At 60.1% G+C, this 25,868-nt stretch carries 18 protein-coding genes; 4 read left to right on the plus strand and 14 right to left on the minus strand.

The window, feature by feature from the left end:
- Nucleotides 1-314: hypothetical protein (locus tag ABLV30_RS25395; protein ID WP_348851263.1), on the plus strand; the 314-nt coding region annotated here is incomplete at its 5' end.
- Nucleotides 315-328: 14 nt separating this feature from the next.
- On the opposite strand, the gene bcsC is transcribed toward ABLV30_RS25395, so the two are convergent.
- Genes bcsC through bcsR form a run of 6 tightly spaced genes read right to left on the minus strand, consistent with a single transcriptional unit; the run spans nucleotide 329 to nucleotide 10,814 of the window.
- Nucleotides 329-3,814, minus strand: coding sequence for a cellulose synthase complex outer membrane protein BcsC (gene bcsC, locus ABLV30_RS25400; protein WP_265801693.1), 3,486 nt, complete (start codon nucleotides 3,812-3,814; stop codon nucleotides 329-331).
- Complete coding sequence (gene bcsZ / locus ABLV30_RS25405) at nucleotides 3,796-4,905, minus strand: cellulose synthase complex periplasmic endoglucanase BcsZ (RefSeq protein ID WP_025106808.1); 1,110 nt, start codon at nucleotides 4,903-4,905, stop codon at nucleotides 3,796-3,798. The genes bcsC and bcsZ overlap by 19 nt, the downstream gene beginning before the upstream one ends.
- A 3-nt stretch (nucleotides 4,906-4,908) precedes the next feature.
- The gene (gene bcsB, locus ABLV30_RS25410; RefSeq protein WP_134897509.1) at nucleotides 4,909-7,251 is read right to left on the minus strand and encodes a cellulose biosynthesis cyclic di-GMP-binding regulatory protein BcsB; all 2,343 of its coding nucleotides are present in this window, start codon (nucleotides 7,249-7,251) and stop codon (nucleotides 4,909-4,911) included.
- A 10-nt stretch (nucleotides 7,252-7,261) separates the two neighbouring features.
- Nucleotides 7,262-9,880: a UDP-forming cellulose synthase catalytic subunit gene (gene bcsA, locus ABLV30_RS25415; RefSeq protein ID WP_025106806.1), complete on the minus strand. Its 2,619-nt coding sequence runs from the start codon at nucleotides 9,878-9,880 to the stop codon at nucleotides 7,262-7,264.
- Nucleotides 9,877-10,614 carry a cellulose biosynthesis protein BcsQ gene (bcsQ, locus tag ABLV30_RS25420; protein WP_032694187.1) on the minus strand — a complete coding sequence of 246 codons (738 nt, stop codon included), beginning with the start codon at nucleotides 10,612-10,614 and terminating at the stop codon, nucleotides 9,877-9,879. The genes bcsA (ABLV30_RS25415) and bcsQ overlap by 4 nt, the downstream gene beginning before the upstream one ends.
- Nucleotides 10,615-10,625: 11 nt before the next feature.
- Entirely contained in the window at nucleotides 10,626-10,814 is a 189-nt protein-coding gene (bcsR, locus tag ABLV30_RS25425; RefSeq protein WP_004855289.1) for a cellulose biosynthesis protein BcsR, read from the minus strand.
- A gap of 167 nt (nucleotides 10,815-10,981) precedes the next feature.
- On the opposite strand from bcsR, the gene bcsE reads away from it, so the two are divergent.
- Genes bcsE through bcsG form a run of 3 tightly spaced genes read left to right on the plus strand, consistent with a single transcriptional unit; the run spans nucleotide 10,982 to nucleotide 14,405 of the window.
- Nucleotides 10,982-12,538, plus strand: coding sequence for a cellulose biosynthesis protein BcsE (gene bcsE, locus ABLV30_RS25430; protein WP_025106804.1), 1,557 nt, complete (start codon nucleotides 10,982-10,984; stop codon nucleotides 12,536-12,538).
- A complete protein-coding gene (gene bcsF / locus ABLV30_RS25435; protein ID WP_014227175.1) occupies nucleotides 12,535-12,732 on the plus strand; it encodes a cellulose biosynthesis protein BcsF in 198 nt (65 codons plus the stop codon). Before bcsE ends, bcsF begins: the two co-directional genes overlap by 4 nt.
- A complete protein-coding gene (gene bcsG / locus ABLV30_RS25440) occupies nucleotides 12,729-14,405 on the plus strand; it encodes a cellulose biosynthesis protein BcsG (protein WP_025106803.1) in 1,677 nt (558 codons plus the stop codon). The genes bcsF and bcsG overlap by 4 nt, the downstream gene beginning before the upstream one ends.
- Nucleotides 14,406-14,488: 83 nt before the next feature.
- Here bcsG and ABLV30_RS25445 read toward each other — a convergent pair whose 3' ends face one another.
- The 8 genes from ABLV30_RS25445 to bcsA (ABLV30_RS25480) form a co-directional block, all read right to left on the minus strand.
- Complete coding sequence (locus tag ABLV30_RS25445; protein ID WP_004855299.1) at nucleotides 14,489-14,596, minus strand: type I toxin-antitoxin system toxin Ldr family protein; 108 nt, start codon at nucleotides 14,594-14,596, stop codon at nucleotides 14,489-14,491.
- Nucleotides 14,597-14,966: 370 nt separating this feature from the next.
- On the minus strand, nucleotides 14,967-15,074 hold the full coding sequence (locus tag ABLV30_RS25450) for a type I toxin-antitoxin system toxin Ldr family protein (protein WP_004855299.1): 108 nt from the start codon (nucleotides 15,072-15,074) through the stop codon (nucleotides 14,967-14,969).
- A gap of 368 nt (nucleotides 15,075-15,442) precedes the next feature.
- The gene (locus tag ABLV30_RS25455) at nucleotides 15,443-15,550 is read right to left on the minus strand and encodes a type I toxin-antitoxin system toxin Ldr family protein (protein WP_004855299.1); all 108 of its coding nucleotides are present in this window, start codon (nucleotides 15,548-15,550) and stop codon (nucleotides 15,443-15,445) included.
- Between the two features lie 265 nt (nucleotides 15,551-15,815).
- On the minus strand, nucleotides 15,816-16,814 hold the full coding sequence (locus tag ABLV30_RS25460) for a glycosyl hydrolase family 8 (protein ID WP_032694184.1): 999 nt from the start codon (nucleotides 16,812-16,814) through the stop codon (nucleotides 15,816-15,818).
- 11 nt (nucleotides 16,815-16,825) lie between these two features.
- Nucleotides 16,826-17,302, minus strand: coding sequence for a cellulose biosynthesis protein BcsD (gene bcsD / locus ABLV30_RS25465; protein ID WP_032751640.1), 477 nt, complete (start codon nucleotides 17,300-17,302; stop codon nucleotides 16,826-16,828).
- Nucleotides 17,302-21,354: a cellulose biosynthesis protein BcsC gene (locus ABLV30_RS25470; protein WP_265801688.1), complete on the minus strand. Its 4,053-nt coding sequence runs from the start codon at nucleotides 21,352-21,354 to the stop codon at nucleotides 17,302-17,304. Before ABLV30_RS25470 ends, bcsD begins: the two co-directional genes overlap by 1 nt.
- Complete coding sequence (gene bcsB, locus ABLV30_RS25475) at nucleotides 21,351-23,759, minus strand: cellulose biosynthesis cyclic di-GMP-binding regulatory protein BcsB (protein WP_265801686.1); 2,409 nt, start codon at nucleotides 23,757-23,759, stop codon at nucleotides 21,351-21,353. The genes ABLV30_RS25470 and bcsB (ABLV30_RS25475) overlap by 4 nt, the downstream gene beginning before the upstream one ends.
- Entirely contained in the window at nucleotides 23,756-25,867 is a 2,112-nt protein-coding gene (gene bcsA / locus ABLV30_RS25480; RefSeq protein ID WP_053087481.1) for a UDP-forming cellulose synthase catalytic subunit, read from the minus strand. Before bcsA (ABLV30_RS25480) ends, bcsB (ABLV30_RS25475) begins: the two co-directional genes overlap by 4 nt.
- Between the last annotated feature and the right edge of the window lies 1 nt (nucleotide 25,868).

Here is a 25,868-nt window from a genome sequence, read left to right on the forward strand (position 1 = left end):
CGCCATCGGGACGCTTTCCCGGAGGCGGCGCAATGCGCCTGTCCGGGCTACAAAATCCGCAGGCGGCGCGGGCCGGTAGCCCCGGTAAGCACAGCGCGACCGGGGAACATTCCCGGGTGGCGGCTGACGCCTTACCCGGGCTACACGCTCACAACCACCATCGGGCCGGTAGCCCGGACAAGGCGCCCCTGGCGCCGCCTCCGGGATGCAGCGCGCTATGCAGCTTCCGCGCCACCGGAGGGGAAATCGGGCTGCCTGGCCGGAGGCAACGAGTATACGCGAAGAGCGCCGTGGAGTGGCGCCCTGTCGCATAATTCAGCCTAATCTGCTACCAGTCGGCATAAGGAACCAACGGCTGCGGCGGCATATCCATATCGCCCTGCCAGCCGGAAGCCGAATAGCGAACGTACAGCAGCGCATGGCTCGGGGTGTAATCCTTCGCCTGCTGGATATCCACCGCCGCCCCGACAAACCAGTTGCTGGTCACCCGTCGTTCGATCAGCGCCCGCGCGGTATAGCCGACGCCAGAACTGCTGCTGCCTTCTTCCGTGAGCTGGCTGGCATCATGACGATACTGCGAAGGGATCAAATTGAGCAGCGGATAGCGCGCCTCGGTTTTGGTGCGCGAGTGGGACCACGACACCGAGCCCCCCAGCTCCCATGACCAGTTCGCCGTCCGCTGACGCCAGGTGACCGGCACCGAGAAGGAGACATATTCCTGCGGACTGTAGTAACCGCCCTGACCCAGCGTATAGCCGCTGAGATCCTTATCGTAGTGCCAGAGCATATTGTTCAGGCCGACGGTGACCCGGCGGTTATCTTCGTTAACCACTTTATAGTAGTAGCCGGTCATCCAGCGCACGCGCCAGTTGTCGGCGACGTTTTTCCCGGTCAACTGGTCGACGCCCAGCGAAGACCAGACGCCGTTGGCCTCGCCTTTATCGTAGCTCAGACTCAGACCGCCGCCGTCGGCGCGCACCCCGCCCCAGGTCTTGCCGGTATGGCCGTCGTTAGGGTTATCCTTCTGCCCGCCAAAGGCCAGCAGCGAGCTGGAGATGGGGCGTCTGTGGAGGTTCACGGTGTAGCCCAGCGGGCCAACGTCGCTGCTGTAGCTCAGGCCGCCCACCACATCAACGACGTTAAAGCCCATCGGCGTGGTGCCGATATCGCCGCTCCAGGTATCGTTCTTCCAGCCCACCGCGACGCTGGCGCCGCTATCGCTCTGATGTTTGCTGCCGCCGCTACAGGCGATTTCACCGCAGGTGCCCCAGCTCGGCGAATAGCTGCCGTCGCTGTTCGTCGAAAAACTCCCGGCATCCATATTAACCAGATCGGTACGGAAGAACATTCGCCCGTCGGCCAGCGGCGCATCCACATGCAGCATCGTGGTATGGGCTTTCAGGTCGGAATAGCCGCCGGTACCGCTGGAGCCCCAGTAATCATGTTCGAGGGTGACGTTAAGATCCTGCTGACGATAAAGATCCGCCGCGTCGCTGCGGATCCCGCGCTTCAGCCAGTCATCGCTGCTGTCGTTACGCGTCAGCCGCGTAAAGGTGTCGTTATCCTGCGGGCGCTCGCGGGCGACGCCGGAGGCCACCATTGCATCTTTATAGCCTTCCAGCGCCTGCTGCGGCTCGCCGTTCTGCGCCTGGAAACGCGCGGCGTCGCGCAGCACCAGCGCGCTTTCCATTGACGGCGGCTGCGCTTTCGCCTGCGGAACGATGCGGGCGAAGGTTTGCTGCGCCTGAGCGCGATCGCCCAACCCGGCCTGCGCCTGGGCGATACGCCGCTGCATATTGATAGAATCGATATCTTCGCCCTTGAGCTGCGCCACCTGGGCGCGGGCGGCGTTTTTATCGCCATCGGCAAGATACACTTCCGCCAGGCCCAGACGCGCATCGCCGTTGTCAGGCTGCTGCCCCAGCACCCGCTGATATTCAGCAATCGCCGTCTGGCTGTCGCCGCGCTGCTGCGCCCAGTCCGCCAGCGTGAGCGCGTAGCGCACCGACGTCGGCTGCTGGTTAATCAGGGCGATCGCCCGGGCTTCCTGGCCGCTATCGCGCAGCTGATTCGCCTGGCGCAACACGTTATCGCTTTGCAGGCGCGCCTCCAGCTCGCGAATATTGTCCGTCCACTGCCCGCGCGGCAGAGCGTTAATCTGCGCCAGCGCCATCTCATCCTGATTATTCCCGGATAGATAGAGGCCGTAGGCGTAAACCCGGTCGGCATCGCCGGGCTGGCGGTTGACCATCGCGCGCATGATGGCATCGGCTTCGCTGCGGCTGCCCGCGCTGACCAGATCCCGCGACAGGCGGTAGGCGATCCACACGCTATCCGGATCCAGCGCCAGCCGTCTGCGCTGCACTTCCGCCGCCTGCGCCCAGTTGCCCTGGCTCTCCAGCGCTTCGGCCTGTTTCTCCAGCCGATCGTTCGTCAGGCTGCGTTCAATATCATCAATGCTGCGCCGCTGGCCCGGCGACAGGCTGGCGATGTACGCGCTGGCTTTTTCCGGCGATTCGGCGCGATACAGATTCGCCAGACCGCGCACCGCCAGGCTGTTGCCGCGATCCATTCGCAGCGCGCGCTGGTAGTAGCGCTCCGCCGCCGCGTTTTCTTTACGCGCCGCCGCCACGTCCCCCAGCCCCAGCACCGCATAGCTGTCGGTATTGTCTATGCGCTGCGCCTGGGCGTAATGATTTTGCGCCTGCGCCAGCTGGCCGCTTTTGAGGGCGCTATCGCCCTGCTTAATCAGCAGCCAGTAGCGGTTAGTCTTGAGCAGGCTGTCCCACTTATCGCGGCTCGGGCTATCCGGGTCCATTTTGATGGCTTTACTCAACTGGGCAACCGCCCGCGCCCGATCGCCGCGCTGGGAGTACGCCTGCCCCAATGCGCCAACCGCGTCGCTGTCTTTGGCATCCGCCCGCACAGCCTGCTGCAAATCGGCCACGGCCACCGAACCTTTCCCGGCCTTCACCGCCGCCAGCCCCTCCGCGCGATCGCGGAACGTCGGGTCTTTTAGCTGCGTCTGCTGCTGAGCGAGCAGGACGCGGGCATTCGCCGAGGTGGAACCAGTGGGAAACTGCATGAGAAAGCGCTGCAGCGCCTGCACGCTGGCCCGGCTGACCGGCATACTTTTCACTTCGTTAAACCAGATGTCCGCCGCGATACCGCGGCCCGCCGCCGAGCGGGACATCTGCTCCAGATAAGCAAATCCCTCTTCCGGCTTATTATCGCCAAACATCTGTTTCGCCAGCGCCGTTTGCAGCGGGACGTTGCCCGGCAAGCGGGCGTTGAGTTTTTTCAGCTGATTGATGCCTTCGTTATGACGGGCGGGCAGCCGCGCCACCAGCGTCCAGTACTCAATCGCAGCGTCATCATCATCAGGAACGCCGTTAAACAGCTTCTCGTAAGCGGCAATGGCCTCATCAACCTTCCCGGCCACGCCCAGCAGACGAGCCTGCTGCAGCTCCTGGCGACCATCGCCGGTGCTGCTTTTCATTTCGTCACGCGAGTCTTTCAGCTCGGGCGATTCCGGCGCCAGCTTCGCCAGACGCTCCAGCTGCTGCTTCGCGCCGGCGGTATCGCCCTGGCGGAGAAGATAGCGCATCCGCGCGGCAACAACGTCCGGGTTATTCGGGTCGATCAATTCCAGGCGATAGAGCGACTGGCGCACCAAATCCTCACGTTTGCTGGCCTCGCCGAGGCGGACCTGCTCCAGTAGATGTTCCTGAACAGGCGTAGTCGCGGCGTGCGCCAGCGGCATCAGCGCGACGCCTAAGGAGAGGGTGAATAAGCTTAGTGAGAACTTGTGCATTCCTGGTTCCAGTCAGGCCGTAATTCGCCACCGGCGGTGAAGCGAAAACGGTGTTGATCCCATCCCTGGCCGAAAAGGGTCAGGACCGCGCTGTAGTAAGCATCCGCGCCGGGATAGTTATCGGCGACGCGCTGGCGCTGAATGGCGCGTGCATCTTCCTTCTGCAAGAAAGGCAGTAGCGCAGCGGAGAAGCCAACCGGACCGTTGCCGGTAGTTTTACCGGTCGCGATGTTGGTTTTTTCCGGCGGCACGCCCTGGTCAATCGTCCGGGTCGCCATCGGTTTAAAGCGCGCCAGCAGGCGAGCTTTTTGCTTATCGCCGTCATCGAGCATACCGACCCACAGATAGACGCGAATGGCGTCATAGCTGCCGATAATGGGTTTATCCGCTTTCAGCTGCCAGCCTTTGCTTTTTTCGTAACGCACCCAGTCAGGCGAAAAACCTTTCGGCGCGGTTTCCAGCAGCAGACGCAGATTGCCGTCGCGTATCTTCGGCCAGGGAGCGCCAAACGCGGCAAAGTAGGTCGCCAGCTGCGGCGGCAGATAGCTGGGATTAAAACGCCAGCCGCGGTCATCGACGAAGCCGACTCTCCCCGGCAGAATCATCGGCCCCAGCCCCGGTACGGTGGCGACCTCTTCGTCGGCAATGCGCGCCAGCAGCGCCTTGCCCACCTCGGTGTACTGAGGCGTGTCCCACAGACGTCCGGCCTCCAGCAGCGCCCAGGCTATCCACAAATCGGAGTCCGAGGCTGAATTGTTGTCCAGTACCGTCCACTCGTCATCGCTCTTTTTCCCCCACAGCCAGCCCGGGAGATGCGCGCGCAAATCGCCCTCGGCAAGGTTGTTTTGCGTCCACTCGAACAGCTTGCGGAAGCCGTCGCGATCGTTAGCCGCCAGAGCAAAGAACAGCCCGTAGCTTTGCCCTTCCGAGGTGGTGATTTTTCGCGCATCGCTGGGGTCGATAATTCGCCCTTCGGCGCTGACATACTCTTTTTTAAACTGCTCCCAGGCCGGCCACTGGCAGGCGGCGCTCACCTGCGCCGCCGCCAGCATCAATACCGATAACACCACACCGCGCACCGCGTTCATCATCAATTACTCATCATCAAGGTCGAGGCGGCGACGGCTGATAATGCGCAGCATGCGCCATAGCACCCATGCCAGCAGGACGATGCTGACCGCGGCCAGAATAGCCAGCAGCACCGGATGGCTGGAGAGCGCAAACCAGATACGTTCGAACCACGGCAGGTGCCCGATATAGTAAATATCGCCCACCCTCAGGCTATTGACGCCCGACTCACGAATCACCGCAACGGAACCAAACATCGCCGCGCGTTTACCGCTGTCGTTAAGCGCCTGGGTCAGCAGTTCGTTGCCGCGCGGGCTGTCGGCCAGCAGCGCCACGACGCTGCGCTGATCGTTGTACGGCGACTGGAAGCCAATAATCGCCGCCATCGGCCCGGTCGACGTGACGTCGGTGCGGGTATTCGGCGTTCTGGCCTCGGTATCGGGATAGATGCTGGCCAGATCGTAGTGGCGCATCGGCGTTTTCACCCAGCTTTTGGTCGCTTCAACCAGCAGGTTGATTTTCGTGTCGTCTTTCAGCGCCTGCGGAATGGAGCCAATCAGCAGCAGGTCGGCGTCTTTGTCCTTAATCTGGCTGCCGTCGTCGGTCATGCGCAGGTTAATGGCCGCCAGGCCGGTTTGCGCGCCAATGCCGCCGGCCGTCTCCAGCAGCGTGGCAACCTGGCCCTCGGTCGGCGATTTGGGCACCACGACCAGGGTATCGGCGAGATCGGCCATCCGGCTGTACGGGAAGCCCGCGTTAGCAAATACGCGCAGATCCGGCATCGCCATAAAGTGATAGTACTTCGAGAAGTCGATGGTCGAGTCGTCGCCTATCACCACGTGGTTCTGCACCGGCTGGAAGGTAATACAGTTATCGATAGAGCCGCCCGGCATCGGGTTCATATACTGGAAGTCGAAGCGCAGCTGGTTCATGGCGCCGAGGCGCAATGCCGGGATCGTCACTTCCGTTTTGCCGTCCAGCAGCCCCTGCAGCACCGGCAGGCGCAGAATCAGCTTATTCACATCCTGCGAGCTGTTGAGGCTGAAGGACTGTAAGAACCGATCGTTCAGGCTGATATCCATGCGCGAGCTGTCCTTGATAGGTGGCATGGTGTAGCGATAGTTCAGGTTCATATCGATGCCGTTGGCGCGCAGCAGGTAGAGGTCCGGCGGCAGGTTCAGCGCTACGTTGATGGAGTCCGGCACCAGGCCGCTGGATTGCAGCTGCTGTTCGTAGGTTTTCAGCTCGGCAAAGGTCACCGCCCGATCGGTACGCACCCAGTTCGGCGCATCGTAGGGTTTACGCGCCTGCAGCTGTTTGACATCGTCAACCGTCACGCTGCTGCCGCGGAACAGAATATTGCCCTGGGCTATCCCCTTCGCCGCCTGCAGCAGGTCTTTGTCATCCCGCCCGAAGACCACCAGCAGCTTGACGTACGGATTATCCGGGTGGTCGATCATTTCAATCGTCGGCGCCTTAACCGGCGGATGCTCGCGCAGGAAGTCAGGGCGCTTATCGTTGGTCGCAAACACAATGGCGTTACGGTCCGGCAGCGCGTTGAACTGCACCGGGAACTGCTGGCCGCGCCAGCCCGCCTTGCTGCCGAACCAGGAGGCGACGATGGCCGCCGCCTGCTGCTGCAGGACACCCGGCGCGGAGGCGAAGACCATCGGTAGCGTCAGCTGGCGGTTATCGCGCGAATCGTAGAACGGTATCGGGAAATGCGAAAGATCGTTGCGCACGTTCAGCGACTGGTAGGTTAAATCCAGATAGCTTTCGCGACCGACGTCCAGCCACAAGGTGCTGCTGGCCGGGTTTTCACAGACATCGCGATAGTGGCCGACAAACTCAAGGCGCACGCGGTTAAAGTCGGTGATATAGAGCGGATCGATAGGGATCTGCGCGCTGACTTTTTTACCCAACTGCTCTTTGGTGACCGGCAGCACGCCCATCAGCTCATCGTTAAGATACACCTTCAGCTGCGACTGCACCGGCAGCAGCGACGGAGAGGGCGTGTAGTCGAGATTCAGCAGCGCTTTTGCCACCACTTCATCGCTGCGCATACCGAACTCTACCGACCCCTCAGGGCGCGCGCCGCGCAGCACCATGCTGCCCGGAGGCGGGGCGATTTTGGCGAAGGTCAGCTTCACGTCGCGGGTCGGAGCGTTATCCAGCACCACCACCGGCGCTGCCGGATCGGCAAGCGTCGCCGTGGGCTGGCTGTCCCCCACCGTACCAGCGATACCGGGGACCGTCGTCGTCGGCGCGGCCTGAGTCGCCGCCGCCGTCGGTTCCGCATACGAAGCGAAGGGAGACCATCCGCTAATACCCACCGCTACTGCACAAATCAAAGAGAGTTTTCTGTTCATCGCATTATCATCATTGTTGAGCCATCGCCGGTTCTGCCGAGAGTGTCGCCGCTGCGCGTTCCGGACGGCGCGGAATAAACGAGACAAACCAGGCCACCAGCATGGTGAGCGAGCGGAAAATAACCTTCACCGACGGCGGAGAAAACTCCGCCAGGTGACGATATCCACGGAACCCCAGCTTCAGGATATCCAGCAGGCTTTCCATCGGCTTATCTTCCGGGAAGCTATCCTGCCAAAGCGCCCACGTATCTGCGCGGGCAAACGTACACTGTACAAAATCAATATGCTGTTGATTGCTTAACGGCAGCAGCTGTAGCCCAACCTCGCTGCCGTTGACCCGCGCGACCCGCACCGGGAAGGCGTACTCCTGCTGCCCGCGTTTCAGCAACAGCTTGACGTGCTGGCTTTCCAGCACCTGCGCCTCGCCGTGAATCTTGACCCCAAGGCCCCCGTCTGAGTAATCATGGACGGTACAGGAGAACAGGTGCCCGTCATCGCGGGCAATCGCCGCCGGCATCGACATCTCCACGCGGTGCGATCGCCGCACCTGCTTGCTTTCAACCGAGACCGCCACCGCGCCGCCGAGAATAATCAGGTTATAGAACACCCAGATAATGCTCACCCAGACGGTCAGGATTTCGTTTTCCGGGCCGTACATAAAGCGCCAGATCCCCACCCCGACGCCGACCAGGTTCAGCAGCACGAGGTAGATATAGGGACGAGAGATCACCCAGTCGACGTACTCGTCCTCCACCAGTCCGCCTTTTGCCGTCACGTTGAATTTGCCCTTATGCGGGTTAATCAACGCGACAAAGGTCGGCGGCGCGATATACCACGCCAGCACCGTTTCATAGATCTCGCTCCAGAAAGAGTGGCGGTATTTGCCCTGAATCTTCGAGTTGGTCAGGCTGGCGTGAATCATATGCGGTAGCACGAACAGGGCGATCATCAGCGCTGGCGCATAGATGATATAGGCGTGCAGCAGCAGAAACGCCAGCGGCGCGGTCAGGAAGATCAGCCGCGGAATACCGGACAGAAAGTGCAGCATCGCGTTGACGTAGCAGATGCGCTGCGCCAGCTTCAGCCCTTTGCCAAACAAGGGGTTATCAAGGCGGAAAATTTGTACCATCCCGCGGGCCCAGCGGATGCGCTGGCCAATATGCGCCGACAGGCTCTCCGTCGCCAGACCGGCCGCCTGCGGGATACGCATGTAGGCTGAAGTGTGCCCGCGACGGTGCAGGCGCAGAGAAGTGTGGGCGTCTTCAGTCACCGTTTCCACGGCAATGCCGCCGATTTCATCCAGCGGGCCGCGGCGGATCACCGCGCAGGAGCCGCAGAAGAAGGTCGCGTCCCACATGTCGTTCCCGTCCTGCACCAGGCCATAAAACAGCGTGCCTTCGTTCGGCGTTTTGCGGAATCGTCCCAGGTTGCGCTCAAACGGGTCCGGGGAGAAGAAGTGGTGCGGCGTCTGCATCATCGCCAACTCTTTCTCTTTCAGGAACCAGCCCATGGTCATCTGCAGGAACGAGCGGGTCGGCACGTGGTCGCAGTCAAAAATCGACACGAACTCGCCCTTGGCGTACTTCAGGGCGTTGTTGATATTCCCGGCTTTGGCGTGTTCGTGGGTGGTGCGGGCGATGTAGTGCACCCCGACGTCTTTGGCGAACTGGCGGAACTCTTCGCGCCCGCCGTCGTCGAGGATCCAGATATTGAGCTTGTCCTTCGGCCAGTCGATCCCCTGGGAAGCGTAAATGGTGTTTTTCACCACGTTGAGGTCTTCGTTGTAGGTCGGCACGAAAATATCGACCGTCGGCCACTGCGCCATATCCTCCGGCAGCGGGACCGGCTGACGGTTCAGCGGCCAGACGACCTGGAAATACCCCAGCACCAGCACCACCCAGGCGTAGGTTTCAGCGAACAGCAGAATTATCCCGCACACGAGGCTCACGGGATCATCCCAGTTGAGCGTCGAGGTGTAGCGCCACCAGATGTAGCGGCAGGAGACGGTCAGCGACAGCACGATCAGCATCAGGGCCGAAAAGCGTCCCGGAATACGGCGCACCAGCAGCGCCACGCCCCACAGCAGCAGCAGGAAAATAAACTGCGAGAGCGGGTTAAACGGCTGGGTAATACAGAGCAGCGCGAGGATTAGCGAGAAAAAGGTTATCGTGCCCAGAATAAACCGCCGCAGCTTTGGCGACAGGTGAGCCAGCTCTTTATGCTTATCCAGATGACCGGTGCGGGCGTTAACCTTTTCCGGCAGCTTTTCCAGCCACTGGGCATAGCGCCCCTGGACGCCTTCCAGCGCCGCCAGCGAACGCCAGTTGATCTTTTTATCCGGCTCCGGCACCCGCGTCGCCAGCAGCCACACGCACTGCAGCAGGTAGCGAATCGGGTCCAGCGGGCGCGGCCGATGCGGATTAATATGCGGGAAAAACTCGCCGTGACGTTCGCGAATAGCCTGCCAGCGCGGCGTTTCCAGCGGCATAAACGCCCATGCCAGAGATGCCCACAGGCAGCCCAGCGCGGCCGACAGCCACGACGCGCCGTGCTGGCGATAGTCGCGATAGCGCTCGTTCAGCCGTTTCCCGACCGGCGGCGCCAGCAGTAAGGTGCTCAGGCGAATCATTCCGCCCCCTTCCCGGCGTAGTGCAGCAGACACCAGTTGGCCAGCGTCAGTATCTCCTCCGCGGCCAGAGAGTCCTGCCGGTACTCGCCGAGCGGCTGCTTCGCCGCCAGACACTCCGCCATCGCCTCATCACGATGGATAGTCACCGGCAGAATGCGGCGCTGGCTCTCCAGCCACAGCTGATACAAATCCTCCTGCAGCTGGCTGCCGACGCGCAAATCGTTAATCAAAATATCGCTATTGACCGGCAGCGCCTGCTGATGCAGGCGAATATGGCTGTTGCCGTCCGGATGCACGATGACCAGCGTGCGGTCGCAGACGTCAATGAGGGAGCGGGTCAGCGGCGAGTAACCGTCCGGCAGGTCAATCAGCAGCCAGCGGTGATCGCCCTGCTGATGGAGCTTCTGCACCATCCCGGCCATCGGCGCCAGCGTCGGCTGAAGCTGGTCAATGTTCGCGCGCTCGCCCGGCGTCAGCTGACCAAAGGGCAAAAGATCGATATGCGAGGTATAGCGCAGACCGGCGTCGCGCCAGTCGCTGCCGTCGATCGTGGCGCGCGCCCAGCCCGCTTTGTGGCTGAAATCGACGTTGAAAAAAAAGCGCAACATGTTGTCCGGGCTGGCGTCCACCACCAGTACGGTTTCACCGAGTAATTGCAACGCCCAGGCCAGCGCAGCGGTAATCGACGTGGTGCCGGTACCGCCGCGCACCCCCTGTAATCCCAGAATCGCCATCGACGGCTTCCTTACTTTTTCTCTGCTAATTCAGCCAGTAATGGCCAGCGTTTTAGCGCCGCGGTTAACTGCTCGCGTCGGGAAATATCGTGGTAGTGAATATCAGGCAGGGAAAATGCCCGGCTTAACGCCAGGAAATCATTTTGAAACGTGTAGCCCAAAGTCGCATCGGTGGGTACAGCAGGCTCTTTTGCTGGCATTTCTCTGTCCGTTGGAAAATACAATAAATTAAACCGAGAGGCGTAAGATCATCCTTAAAATATGTTTACATGCTAAAACTGATGTCCTTTAATTTCAATGTTAGGTTTACTCTGACGCTTTCGCTAGTAAACTAATCAAGTGTAAATCAAGTCTCACGAGGGACGCCGTGGATATCGTATATTCTTTGGGTATTTCATCATTATGGGACGAAGTACGCCATATGCCCGTGGGTGGAGTATGGTGGCTGAATGTCGACCGCTATGCCGACGCGGTAAGCCTGCTCAACCATACGCTGGCGGCCCAGGATAAACAGAGCCAGGTTGCGGCGATAGTCATGGGTGATAACCCAAATAAAATCATTGAATTAGAGAAAAATTGCGGGCCAGAAAAGGTGGCGTTATTTAGCATGCCGAACCGTGCTGAGGGGCTGCAAGAAATGCACCGCGATTTAGTTTGTTCCCTCGAACCTGGCAATTATTTGTTTATTCTGCTATGCGCTGAAAATGCCTGGCAGAATATAAAAAGCGATGATTTATGCAATTGGGTTGAGAAATCGTATCGATGGACTAATTATCATCGTTGTTCATTACTAGTACTTAATTCCGGGCACGATATCGATAAGCAACTCTCCCCTTTATTACGCGAGTACCGTTCGCTTTCCGGCCTGGCAAGTATTCGTTACCAGGGGGATAACCACCTGTTCGATATCGCCTGGTGGGGGAGCGAAAAAGGCATCAGCGCCCGGCAGCAGCTCATTGTTCTTCAGGATGAAAACGGCTGGCGGCTGGCACAGGATGAAGAAACGGTGGTGCAACCGCGCAGCGACGAAAAAGTCATTCTTAGCAATCTGCGCGTACTGGAAGGTGCCCCCGCGCTATCCGAATACTGGACGCTGTTCGATACCAATGACGCCGTTTTCAACGCCGGGAGGATGGCGCAGGCGGCAACGCTGATCTTCTCCATTACCCAGAACGAACAGATTGAACAGCTGGGACGCTATATCCATACCCTGCGCCGCCAGCGCGGCAGCGCGTTAAAAATCGTCGTCCGCGAACAAACGCCAAGCCTGCGCGCCACCGATGAACGCCTGCTGCTGAGCAGCGGCGCCAATATGGTTATTCCCAGCGGCGCGCCGTTATCCCGCTGCCTCACGCTTATAGAAAGCGTTCAAAAACAGCAGTTTACTCGCCATATCCCGGAAGATTTTAATACTCTGCTGACCTGGAGCCAGCCGCTAAAACTGCGCGGCTACCAGAAATGGGGGGACTTCTGCGAAGCGGTGCACAATATTATGGCCAACACCATGCTGCCCGCCGATGGCAAAGGCGTAATGGTGGCGCTGCGCCCGGCGCCCGGCCTGCGCGTAGAGCAGGCGCTGACGCTGTGTAAGCCCAACCGTATGGGCGACATTATGACCATCGGCAACAACCGCCTGGTGCTGTTTCTGTCATTTTGCCGGGTGAACGACCTGGATACCGCGTTAAACCATATTTTCCCTTTACCAACCGGCGATATTTTTTCTAACCGCATGATTTGGTTTGAAGATAAGCAAATAACGGCTGAAATCATGCAGATGCGCGGGATTCTGCCGGAGAACTGGAACACGCCGCTGCCCATTTCGCTTGGCAAAAATGAAACCATCAACGCCACCCATGACGGGCGAAGCTGGCGGCGCAACCCCGAGGCGCACCGTCTGTCCATTGATGGGGAGCCAACCTTATGATGTCTATCGCCGATATTATTCAGCTGGTCGTCCTGTGCGCCCTGCTGTTCTTCCCGCTGGGATACCTGACGCGCCACTACCAGCGGCGTATTCGCACCACATTAAGACTGATGTTCTTTAAACCCCGTTATGTCAAACCGGCTGGCGTGCTGCGCCGGGAAGCGACATCCAGGCAAGGCAAATCAACGAAATGACCAAACCCAAAACACCCACCGCGTCGCTTCCGCTCTGGCGGTACTGGCGAGGCTTATCTGGCTGGAACTTCTACTTTCTGGTGAAGTTCGCATTGCTATGGGGCGGATACCTCAATTTTCATCCCATGTTAAACCTGGTGTTTCTGGCCTTCCTGCTGGTGCCAATTCCGCAGTATAAGCTGCACCGTATCCGCCACTGGATAGCGATCCCGCTGGGTTTTATGTTGTTCTGGCACGACACCTGGCTGCCCGGCCCGGAAAGCATTGCCAGCCAGGGCTCGCAGATTGCCGGCTTCAGCGCCGACTATATCTGGGATCTGGTGACCCGCTTTATTAACTGGAATATGGTCGGCGCGTTCTTCGTGCTGCTGGTCCTGTGGCTGTTTATCAGCCAGTGGCTACGAGTGACGGTTTTCGTCTCGGCGATCGTGGTCTGGCTGGTGGTCAGTCCGCTGCTGCCCTCTTTCAGCCTTTGGCCGGCAGGTCAGCCGACGACCGCGGCGGCGAACACCGCCGTTAATACGGCTGGCGGAACGGCCATCGCGACCAATACTGCGCCGGCGAATAACGATATTCCGCCGCAGACCGAGCCGCCGACGTCGGCCAATCTCACCAACTGGCTGAATGCCTTTTACGCTTCTGAGCAAAAACGTAAAACCACTTTCCCGGATGCGCTTCCGGCCGATGCCCAGCCGTTTGATGTGCTGATAATCAACATCTGCTCGCTCTCATGGTCGGATATTGAAGCGGCCGGGCTGATGGATCATCCGCTGTGGAAGCATTTCGACCTGCTGTTCAAAAACTTTAACTCGGCGACCTCTTACAGCGGGCCGGCGGCGGCGCGTCTGCTGCGCGCCAGCTGCGGCCAGCTCTCTCATGCGAACCTTTATCAGCCATCGGGCAGCGAATGCTATCTGTTTGAAAACCTGGCGAAGCTGGGCTTCACCCAGCAGCTGATGCTCGGCCACAACGGTATCTTCGGCGACTTCCTGAAGGAGCTTCGCTCGCTGGGCGGGATCCAGAGCCCGCTGATGGATCAAAGCGGCCTGCCGGTCATTCTGCAGGGCTTTGACGGCTCTCCGGTCTATGACGACCAGGCGACGCTGAACCGCTGGCTGCAGTCGCTGGATAAGCTGAATACGCCGCGCACGGCGACCTTCTACAACACGCTGCCGCTGCATGACGGTAACCACTATCCGGGCCAGAGCAAAACCGCGGACTATAAAGCCCGTGCGCAGAAGTTCTTCGATGAGCTGGATAATTTCTTCACCGAACTGGAGAGATCGGGGCGTAAGGTGCTGGTCATCGTCGTACCGGAACACGGTGCGGCATTGAAAGGCGACAAAATGCAGGTTTCCGGCCTGCGCGATATTCCCAGCCCATCCATTACTAACGTACCGGCGGCGGTGAAATTTTTCGGCATTAAGGCAAGACACCCCGATGCGCCGATTATCATCAACCAGCCAAGCAGCTACCTGGCGATTTCTGAGCTGGTGGTCCGCGCCCTCGACGGCAAGATGTTTGACGAAAACGACATCAACTGGCAGCAGTATATTGCCAACCTGCCGCAGAGCGCGGCGGTGTCGGAAAACTCCAACGCCATCGTCATTCAATACCAGGGGAAACCGTATGTTCAGCTGAACGGCGGCAGTTGGGTCCCTTATCCGCAATAAACGAAAAAGGCCGCAGGATGTTACCCCTGCGGCCCCGTTCGGGCGCATGCTGCCACTAAGGCAGGCAGATACCCACCGGCCGGCTACTTCCGGTTATCCATCCGGCTCACGATAATGCTGACCAGAATGCCAGCAATCACCGGAGCCGCCAGATCGTCCCACAGCACCAGGCCCAACTGAGCGAGCGTCATACAGCCGCCTTGTTGCAATGGCAACCGTTCGCGGCTATTCTCGAATTGTTGAGGTTCGAGATTAGCCCCCGATACGTTGCCAGGTTGATACCAAACAACGTGCGGGGGATTTCTCTTTCCAGCAACCCATCCATCGATGCCGCCGGGGTTCAAGCCCCCGCAACATTGCGCCTCACCGGGCGAGCCCGGCTTGCTGACGATTCTACTGGCCCGATCGGGTACCCGCACTCCGCCATTACGCGCGGTGCGAGACGCATTCCAGGAAACTTTTTTGTTGCAGCAATACAACGAAAAAGGCCGCAGGTTGTTACCCCTGCGGCCCCGTTCGGGCGCATGCTGCCACTAAGGCAGGCAGATACCCACCGGCCGGCTACTTCCGGTTATCCATCCGGCTCACGATAATGCTGACCAGAATGCCAGCAATCACCGGAGCCGCCAGATCGTCCCACAGCACCAGGCCCAACTGAGCGAGCGTCATACAGCCGCCTTGTTGCAATGGCAACCGTTCGCGGCTATCCTCGAATGGTCTAGATGCGAGGTTAGCCCCCGATACGTTGCCAGGTTTATACCAACAACGTGCGGGGGTTTTCTCTTTCCAGCAACCATCTCTCTATGCCGCCGGGGTTCAAGCCCCCGCAACATTGCGCCTCACCGGGCGAGCCCGGCTTGCTGACGATTCTACTGGCCCGATCGGGTACCCGCACTCCGCCATTACGCGCGGTGCGAGACGCATTCCAGGAAATTTTTTGTTGCAGCAATACAACGAAAAAGGCCGCAGGTTGTTACCCCCGGCGGCCCCGTTCGGGCGCATGCTGCCACTAAGGCAGGCAGATACCCACCGGCCGGCTACTTCCGGTTATCCATCCGGCTCACGATAATGCTGACCAGAATGCCAGCAATCACCGGAGCCGCCAGATCGTCCCACAGCACCAGGCCCAACTGAGCGAGCGTCATACAGCCGCCTTGTTGCAATGGCAACCGTTCGCGGCTATCCTCAAATTGTTCAGGTTTGAGAGTAGCCCCCGATACGTTGCCAGGTTGATACCAAACAACGTGCGGGGGTTTTCTCTTTCCAGCAACCAATTCATCTCTGCCGCCGGGGTTCAAGCCCCCGCAACATTGCGCCTCACCGGGCAAGCCCGGCTTGCCGACGATTCTACGGCGCCCTTCAGATTTCAGCACCCGGCTCGACTGCGTTATTCGAGGCGCATTCCATAGTTTACGCCTGGTCTTTATTTGCCAGCCATACCAGCAGCTTCAGGCTGGCGGAGTAATAGTCGTCCTGGGGCGTAATCTGCGGATCGGCCTGCGCTTCGCCAAGGGTTAAATCGCGTACCGCCAGCAGCCCGCCGGTCATAAACCACGGCGCCACTTCATCGGTATTCACGTTTATCCACGCCGGCGTCTGCAGACGCGGATAGCGCTGGAACCAGTTTTTCCACGGCGTCAGCAGGCTGCTTTTCGGGTCACTCCAGTAGACATACAGCGGAATACGGATCGCATCGAAGCTCATTCGCGTCGGCCACTCTTTTGCCGGCTCCATCTTACCGTCCGCTCTTAAGGCCACCCAGTCGCTGGGAAGCTGCGATTTCCCCCAAGCCATGTTTCCCAGCAGCGCCTGGCCATCGCTCTGCAGCTTTCTCCAGGCGGTTAGATGCGTACGCGCGGCGAAGGCCTGCCACGCCGGAAAGATAAAGTAGGAGGGGTTAAGATTCAGGTGGTCGTTGAGATAGAATCCCTTTGCGCCCGGAAGCATCACCTGACGACCGGCAAACGTGACCACCGTAGACTTCAGGAGCGAAGCGGTTATCGCATCCGACGCGCTGCCGTAGGATTTTTCATGCCACTGCTGCTGCGCGCGCAGCAGCGCCCAGGCAATCAGGGTATCACCATCGGTGGCATCGTTTTTGTCCGCCACCGGATTGGGCGCCACCGGATTATAGCGCCAGTAAAACAACCCGTTATCTTTGTTGCGTAGGGTTTTATCGGTCCACTGCCATAGCTTGTCAAAGGCGGGGCGATCGTTATTAGCCACCGCTAACAGCATGGCAAAACCTTGCCCTTCGGTATGGGAGACGTTGCCGTTTCCGGTATCAATAATGCGTCCGTCCGGCATCATAAAACGCGATTTATAGCTTTCCCACGCCGTATCGGCCCACGCGTGGGGAAGCATCATCACCGTCGTCACCACGACTGTCGCTAAAGCACGCAAGGACATAAATTCACCCTTCAGGGATGGAAGTAAAGAAACTGAACGTCAGAGACCGAAAACAGCCGCTCGCGCTGTAACACCACGTGCGCCGCGCCGCCCTGTCCCTGTAGCCAGCGGGAATAAAGCCCCTCGAGTATGGCACAAAACGCATTACACCAGCGGACGCGGCGCGCTTCATCGCGGCTCATCGGCAGCGCCTGATGGCGTAACCGCAGGCCGTCATCGCTAACCTCAACGCTCACTACGCCCCACTGAAAACGGCTTAGCTGCGCATTCATATTGGCTTCCAGCTCACCGAGCGTTTCCGACTCCGGTAGCGGATGCTCATCGGCCAGCGCCTCGCCCATTTGCCGCAGAAAGGGCTGGCTCTCCAGCTCGCCCGCGTTATTGACCATGCCATCAACCATAATCAGCAGCAGATCGAACCACCCGGCAGGGGTTTGCTGCTGCTGAAACCAGGCCATTACCAGCGCATTATTATTGTCCGTCACGATCAGCGATCTCCCAGCATGTAGCGGATATAGAGGCCGGCGGTGCTCTCGTTGTAATCGCCGAAGGTGTCATAGCCCACCTGGCCGCCGAGCGTCATCTGTTTATTGACTTTGTAATCCGCGCCGGCGCGCAGGGTATAGCCGATGCCGCTCTTCGAGGTGGCTGAATAGTAGGCCTCTTTGGCAAAACCGTTGCTCACAGCGGTCTCGAGCGTTTGCTGCCACTCGGCGTTGGTCGGGAAATAGGCGCTCTTATCCTGGCTGTAAGATTGATACCCCACCGAACCGCCAAGCTTCATCGTCCAGTTATCATATTTCTCCGTCAGGCTTACCGGCAGCGACACGCTGACGTAGTTCTGCGGGCTGAAGTAGCCCCCTTGTCCGTAGGTGAAGTAGCTCAGGTTTTTCGAGTAATCCATGTAGCTCATACTCAGCCCGGTCTGCAGCTGACGATACTCATCGTGGTAAGGCCGCAGATAAACCCCTGCGTTGGCGTTGATGCTGGTATTGCTGGCGACGTTTTGTCCCAGGTAGCTATAGCCCCCGCCGCCGACGTAGAAACCGGCATCGCCGTCGTCGTAGCTGAGCTGCAGGGTACCGCCGTTTTTGGTCACCTGCCCCCAGGTTTTGCCGGAGTAGGAATCCTTCAGCCCCACCCAGGAGAGCAGGCTGTCGGTCAGCGAACGACGCTCGCCGGTAAAAATCAGCGACAGATAGTTAGTCAGCTTCGGCGACCACTTCACGCCGCCCACAACGGTATTCAGATCCTGACCCAGCGGCGTGCTGCCGATATCGACGCGATATTCGTCGCCGCTCAGCGCCAGCGCCAGCGCCACGCCGTTGGCTTTTTGCGAATCGGTTGAGCCGCTGGCCCGATCAACGTTAGGTTTCAGATTTGAAGAAGCCAGATAGCTGGCGACCTGCCCGGAATCGTAAGCGCCCAGCTTCGCCAGATTCTCCATGCCGCTGCTGGTGGTGGCGTTAAAGTCTGAAGCATTCAGCGTGCCGAGACCGCTCAAGGTCTCCGCCCCCGGATTGTTGGCAAAGTACGTCGTGCGCTCGGTAGCGGTCATCGCCGCAATCGCCGCCTGCTCGCTGGTGGCGGTGGAGATCATATTGGAGACCGCGTTTGATAGCGGATTCGCGCCATAGCGCCGCCAGGCGTCCCCGGTTGCCGTCCCTGCGTTCAACGTAATCGGCGTCACGGTAAAGTCGAAACGCGAATCACCGAACGGCGAGGAGGACCAGGTCAGCGGGATTTTGATTTCGGTCAGCTTACTGGTGCCGGATTCGCCATCGCGGCCGCGAACCTCCATGCCCCCCTGCAGCCAGGTGCCGGTTTTTTCCTGCAACGTCTCCATCATGGTATCCACCTGGCGCAGCATCCGGGTCTGCGCGGTTTCGACCGGCAGATCGGTGCGCTGGATCCCCGGCAGCGTGCTGCCATCGCCCGTCGATACCTGTGAAACCTGCCACGGCATATATTGCCCGTAGCTGGAGGCGGTACGCGTCGCCGCCGGCGTGCGCGAGACGCCGACGAACGGATTATCCGCCGCCAGCACGCCGCCCACGGTCGGCGTTTGCGTACCGTTGCTGCTCTGTAACCCCAGCAGCCTGCCGCGAGCGCTGCGCAGATAGGTCATCGCCTGCTGATGATGGCCCTGCGATTCGGCCACGCGCGCCAGCAGCAGCAAACGGTCCGGCGAATTATCCGGGCGCAGCCCGCCTGCCAGCTGCGCCGCCCGGTCGTTATCGCCCGCCGACAGCGCGACATCAATAGCCCCGCTGCGCGCGTCCTGGGTCGGCGTATCGCGGGTCATCAGGTAGTCATAGACGACCCCGGCCTCTTTATTCATTTTGCCGCTCTGATAGAGACGCGCCATGGCGAACATCAGGTCGGTATTTTGCGGGTCGCTCTGCATGGCGCCCATCAGCTTGTCATACGCCGCCGCGTAGTTACCCTGCTCACGCAGGCGATCCGCGTCGTTAATCACATAGCCGTTGCGAATGCTGGCCAGCTGCGTCGGCGTACTGCTTGCCTGCAGCTGCGGGTTGGTGAGCAGCCTCTGCGCTTCGTTGGTCAGGCCAGCCTGGTTAAGCACCGTCACCTGATCGGCGTAATCCCCGGCGTTGCCGGAGATGCCGCCGTTAATATTGTTACGCACCAGCGATACCGCGGTAGTGACATCGCCGCTCTGGGCCAGCAGGCGCGCCAGTTTACCGACATCCGCCGGGGCTTTTGGCGGCGTCGCGGCCATCGCCCTCAGCGTATTGGACGCCGCGACGGAATTACCCTGCGCCAGATACCCCTCGGCCGTCGCCAGCTGCAGGTTGTAGTTCACCCGCTGGTGCAAATCGCGCATCTGGCTGGTCTGGCTGGCGGGGGGAATTCTTGCCAGCAGCGTTTGCGCCTGCTGCCAGCCGCCGTTCTCGCTGGCGAAAAGGGCGGTGGCGTACAGCGAGCTGCTGCTGGCGCCGGGACGATACGCGGCGCCCATAATCGCATTCGCCTCGCCGTCGTTGCCGGATTTTTGCAGCAGTCGGGCCAGATCGAGGCGCATCCACGCATCGTCCGGATAGCGAGAAACGCCCTGGCGCAGCGTGGCGATCGCCCCGGACACGTTACCGCCGCTGGCCTGCTCCTGGGCCTGTCGACGCAGGGAGTCTCCCGGCGTCCCGGTGACCACGCGCGGCTGCAGCTTTTGCTGCAGGCTTTCCGGCAGCGTTCGCAGCATCGACTGGGCTTCTGCGGTTTTATTCTGTTCACGCAGAACGTAATAGAGATTCTCCCGGGCGGGGCCATTTTGCGGCTGCTCGTTGAGCAGCGCCCGCAGCGTTTGTTCGGCCTGGGGCAGGTCTTTGTTGTGGCGCAGAACGTCGGCGCGGAACAGCTTCGCCGCCGAGCCCTGCGTCCCGCTCTGCTGCGCCAGCGGCGCGGAGAGCGCCAGCGCCTGGCTAATGTTGCCTTGCTTATAGGCCTGCTGCGCCTGAGCAAGCTGGCCGTAAAACAGCGCATCCCCTGCCTGCTGACGCCGGGTTTCAGAGCCCTCGCCGCCGAGATCCGCCGCCCGGCCCAAATACTGAGAGGCCGCCTGAAAATCGCCGCTGCGCTGGGCGATATAGCCCATCCCGGCAAGCGCGTCAGCATCCTGCGGATTGGTTTGCAGGACCTGTTCAAACTGCTGCTTCGCCGCGGCGGTATTGCCGCTGTTCAGGTCAGCGTAACCCTGACCGCGCGCCTGGCCGCTGCGCCGTTCGCGGAAGTAGTTCTGCACTTCGCTATCCTGCGGGTGGCGCTGCATCCAGGTATCGTAAAACGGCTCATCTCCCGGCTGCGGCCCCATCCACAGCAGCGCCTGACGCAGTCCCGCATCGGCTTCTTTGCTGCCGCTGGCCATCGGCTCCAGCATGGCGATCCCTTCCCGGCGGGTCTCTTCGCGCCATGTCAGCGCCTTACCCAGGGCCACGCGCGGCCCGTTCTCCTGCGGATGCTGAGCGACGTACTGACGCAGTTCGCTCAACGCCTGCGGATAGAGCGATTTGTCGCTGGCCATCGTCATGTAGTATTCCGCCGCCAGTCCGGAAGGCGGAACGCTGCCGTTGAACATACTCCGCCAGGTCGCCAGCGCGGCGGGCACGTTGCCGCTGCGCGCCTGCTGTCTGGCCAGGTTGAGCTGCCCCTGCGGGACCTGCGCCATTTTTTTGGCGCTATCCAGATCCTGCAGGCCGGGACTGTTGGGCGCCGCTTTCTCCAGTCGCGCCCGCCACTGGGCCGCGGCCTGCAGGTTGCCCCCCTGCTGCGCCCACAGCGCCATCAGGTACAGCGCCTGAGCGTTGTTGGCATCCACCGATAACACTTTTTGCAGCGATTCCATCGCCAGCTCGTCGTGCGATTTTTCGTGCCAGTAGTTGGCCTGCGCAAACAGCGCCTGCAGCGCCGCATCGTTACCCGCCGCCTGCGCCTCGCCGAAGGCGCCAAGCGTCAGCGCGCCGGACAGGCACAGCGTGGAAAATTGACGGGCCGCCTTCGTATTCATTTTACTGACTCTTTTCATTGGCTATCTCCCGACTCCAGGCGCTTGCGGGCATGACGTTTGAACATCGCGGTCAGCGCCAGACCCAGAATGGACGTGGCGATTAACCCCAGCACCGCCAGCAGGCCGGAGTGCTGGTTGGCATACCACACCGCCATCATGTACCACGGCATCTGGCCGCTGGGGAACGGCGTACTGACCTGGAAGCTACGCACGCCGTTATCGCTGGTAATCACCGCCGTATCGCCGCGAATACCGGCATTGATGCGCGGTGAATTAAGATCGTCTTCCAGTTTCGCCAGCTGATCGTCGCTGCTGGCCATCGCCACCACGACCACCCGCTGCGGGTTCCACGGCGAGCGATAGCTAATAAACCCGCGCCAGGCGCTGCTGGAAGAGAAATAGCGATCGGCATCCACGCCGTCGGAGGCCCAGTCGCCGCTCAGCCTGCGCTGAATTTTTGTCCATAGCGCCGGTTCACGTACGCTCAGCAGGTTATCGACCGGTTGATAGGGAGAATCGGCCAGCAGGCGCTGATTAAACGCTTTCTGATCGAGGGCGCTCACCGCCAGGACATCGCGAGCGCGCAGGAACAGCGCATTCGCGCCGTCGTCAGGAACGCCCAGCATCACGCGGTTATTGGCCAGCGCTTTACCGGTCGAATTACCCGAACGGGCGGCCAGATTCAGCATCGTCGCGACCTGCGTTTCCGAAGGCTGTTCCGGCAGCAGCAGCGTGGTTTGCGAATAATCCGCCAACCGGGAGAACGGGAACGACGCGCCGACAAAATAGGAAAGATTCGGCAACAGCGAGAAGTGCCGCGTACCGCTCAAATCGATCCACGAGTCGTCGGTGATGCGGCTTTTAATCGTGCTGTTCAGCAGAACCGAACAGGGCGCGCTGTCCTTCGGCACCAGATTGAAATAGAGCGAGAGCTGGTTATCGCCGTAAATCAGATACGGCGCCAGCGGGATAGTGAAACGCTCCTGACGCGCGTCGCCGCCCAGGTGACGCCAGAGCTTCTCCAGCGGACCCTGTTTATTCATCGGCAGGTTGTTGAGGAAGGTGTTGTTGAGCGTCACGCTCAACAGCGACTTATCCTCGTTAATCCAGCTCTCCGACGGGAAACGGTAGCCGATCTGCAGGGGAATGGTTTCGCCATCCCACAGGTAGAGGTCCGGCGCGGCGCGGAAGGCCACGCGTAGCGGTTCATGCCATACGCCGCTGACGGTCATACTTTGATCCTGGCGGATCAGCTCGCTGATTTTTACCGGCCGATCGGTGGCGATCCAGCGCGGGGCGTCGTACGGCTTGCTGACGGCTATCGTCTGCGGATCAACATCCATGCTGGCCGTCTGCGGGGCGAAATCGCCGCGGGTCAGGCGCCAGGCGGCCATCCGCAGCGCCGCGTCGTTCTGGCCGACGATGAGCAGCAGCTTATAGGCCGGATTGCCGGGGTTCTCAACGATCCGCAGCAGCGGCTTGTCGGTTTGCGGTAGCGTCAGGCCGCCCACCCGATCGCCGGGGTGGCCGATGATAATACCGTGCTTCTCGGGCAGGCGATCGCGCAGCGCGTCAAAAGCGATACCGCGATAATCGGCCTGAATACCCAGCCATGACGACACCAGCGCCGCAGCGCTGAAAATATCCGCCGTTGGTTTCTCCGGATACGCGATAGCGATATCCGCCGGCGTCATCTGCATGCTGTCGAAAAACGGGCGCGGGAAATGGCCTAAATCGTTGCTGATATTAAGCTGCTGGCTCTCCCAGCTAAAGTGGGAGGCGGGCAAAATGGTCACCCGCGAGGTGTCGTGAATATCGAGCCGGCACTGCATTGCATCGCCGTCGTTAATCTTAAAGCTCAGGTTGTTGCTGGAGACCATCAGCGCCGCCGGGATATCCAGCTGATAGTGCGAGATCTCCTCGCCGTCCGCGCCCAGCGGTAGCGTGCCGAGCGGCTGGCCGTTGAGCATTAACTGCAGCGTGGCGTTGCGGGACGCCATCTCCGGCGAGACCTTAACATCCAGCATCAGTTGGGCGTGGGTGACCACCTGATCGGAGGGCAGCGTAAAGCTGGCGCCGCCCTGGTTTTGTCCACCGCTAAGGATGATGCCGTCCGGCATGCCCATCTGCATGAGGTTCAGGTCTCCGCCGACAATCGGCGTTAGCGGCACCGTATCAGCGACCCCAGAGGCAACCGGCGACGGCATCGCGGGTAGCGAAGCCGGCTGAGGGACGTTTGCCGGCGCGGGCTCCGTCGTGGCGGGCGAATTCGACTCGCTGGCAGGCGCCGACGCGCCGCTGGCTTGCGCATCAGGTAGCGGAAAATTAAGCGGCGGCAATGCGTCCGGGGGCGTTTCCTCGCTATGCAGCGCTGGCGCAGAGAGCATACCGGCCAGCAGCGCAAGCGTCGTTAAACGTTTCATAGGCTGCCATCCTCCTGCGCGGGATTCGCCGCAGGCGGCTGACGACGCTGGCTACGGCGCGTCTTCCACGTCAGCCAGAACAGTTCGAATACGCAGCGCAAAATGGTGGCAAAAGAGCGGAACGGGTTGTCCTGCGGGCGCGGCGGGTTAATCCACGCATCGGCGCGGGCCAGCACCACGCGCACCAGCTCGCGGCGGCGGGAGAGCTGAATATTTTCATCAAATTGCAGACGAATAAACTGGTCGTCAGCGGTGACCTGGCGCACCGGGATCGAAATCGCGCCGGACTGGAGAGTCAGCTCAATCTCTTCGATTTCATCCTGCAGGTGACGCTTATCCGGCGCGCTTACGCGGCAGCCGCCCATGGACAGGTCCGCGGTGTGGCTGCGGGAGACAATGCCGCTGGTGTAGTGGATCAGCACCGGAATATCGACATCAATACGAATCGTTTTTCGCACCTGACGGGTTTCGCGCGCCACGGCAATGGCGGCCAGCAGGAAGATCAGGCTGTAAATCCCCCAGCCGACGTTCAGCGCGATAACGTTCGGGTCTGAGCCAAAGTAGTCGTGACCGATAGCGCGGACGATACCGACCACCACCCCCAGGCCCAGCAGACAGGCGACGACCAGGTGCGGTCTGACGACGGTAAAGTCGAAGTAGCCCACGTCCAGCAGGCCGCCTTTATCGGTCACGTTGAATTTCCCGCGTTTGGGGAAAATCATGGTCACCAGCGTCGGCAGTACCAGGTGGAACGCCAGCACGATATCGTAGATTTCGCCCCAGAAGCTGTAACGATAGCGGCCGTTCATGCGCGAGCCGACATAGATCGCGAGGAACAGATGCGGCAGCGCATAGGAGACAATCAGGCTGGCCGAGGAGTAGATGATATTCAGGTTGAACAGCAGGTAGGCCAGCGGTGCGGTGACAAAGACCACCCGCGGCAGGGCGAACTGATAATAGAGCATGGCGCTGAGATAGCACAGGCGCTGCTGGAACGTCAGCCCACGGCCCAGTAGCGGGTTATCCAGACGGAATATTTGCGTCATCCCGCGCGCCCAGCGGGTACGCTGAATCACGTGCACCACCAGACGTTCGGTGGCTAAGCCGGCCGCCAGAGGTATATCAAGAAACGCCGACTTCCAGCCCAGGCGCTGGAACTTCAGCGCGGTATGGGCATCTTCGGTCACGGTCTCTACCGCAAAGCCGCCGATCTGCTCCAGCGCGGCGCGGCGAATGACGGCGCAGGAGCCGCAGAAAAAGGTCGCGTTCCAGTTGTCGTTCCCCTGCTGAATCGGGCCATAAAACAGCATCCCTTCGTTGGGAATATTGCGGCCCACGGAGAGGTTGCGCTCAAAGGGATCCGGCGAATAGAAGTAGTGCGGCGTCTGCACCAGCGCCAGCATCGGATCGTTGAGGAATCCGCCCACCGTCGCCTGCAAAAAGACGCGGGTTGCCACGTGATCGCAATCAAAAACGCAGATCAGCTCGCCGTGGGTCAGCGTCATCGCGTGGTTGAGGTTGCCCGCCTTGGCGTGTTTGTTATCGTTACGGGTGATATACCCAACCCCAACGTCGGCGGCGAATACCGCGAATTCATTGCGCTTACCGTCATCCAGCAAATAGATTTTTAATTTATCTTTTGGATAATCAATACACTGCGCAGCCAGCACCGTATCACGCACCACCTCAAGCGGTTCGTTATAGCTGGGAATATAGATATCCACCGTCGGCCACTTGCTCATATCATCCGGCAGCGGGACAATTTCACGCTTTAGCGGCCAGACCGTTTGCAGGTAGTTAAGCAGCAGCATCACCCAGATATAGACTTCCGCCAGAAACAGCCCCATCCCCAGAATCGCTTCGATGGTGGAGTTAAAATGCAGGGTCTGCGTTAAACGGAAATACATATAACGGGTCGACATCAGCAGCGATGTCACCACCATGATGACGGAAACGCTGCGGTTTTTACTGAACCCCATCACAAAGAGAATACCGATGCTCAGGAGGCCAAAAATATACTGCTTTTGGCTGTCCATCGGCGTGATCACCACCAGCACGGCAATGGGCGAAAGTACCAGTACCAGCAACCAGAAAAGCGTCTTTTTCATT

Source organism: Klebsiella sp. CN_Kp113 (assembly GCF_040064585.1).
Lineage (GTDB): Bacteria > Pseudomonadota > Gammaproteobacteria > Enterobacterales > Enterobacteriaceae > Klebsiella > Klebsiella michiganensis.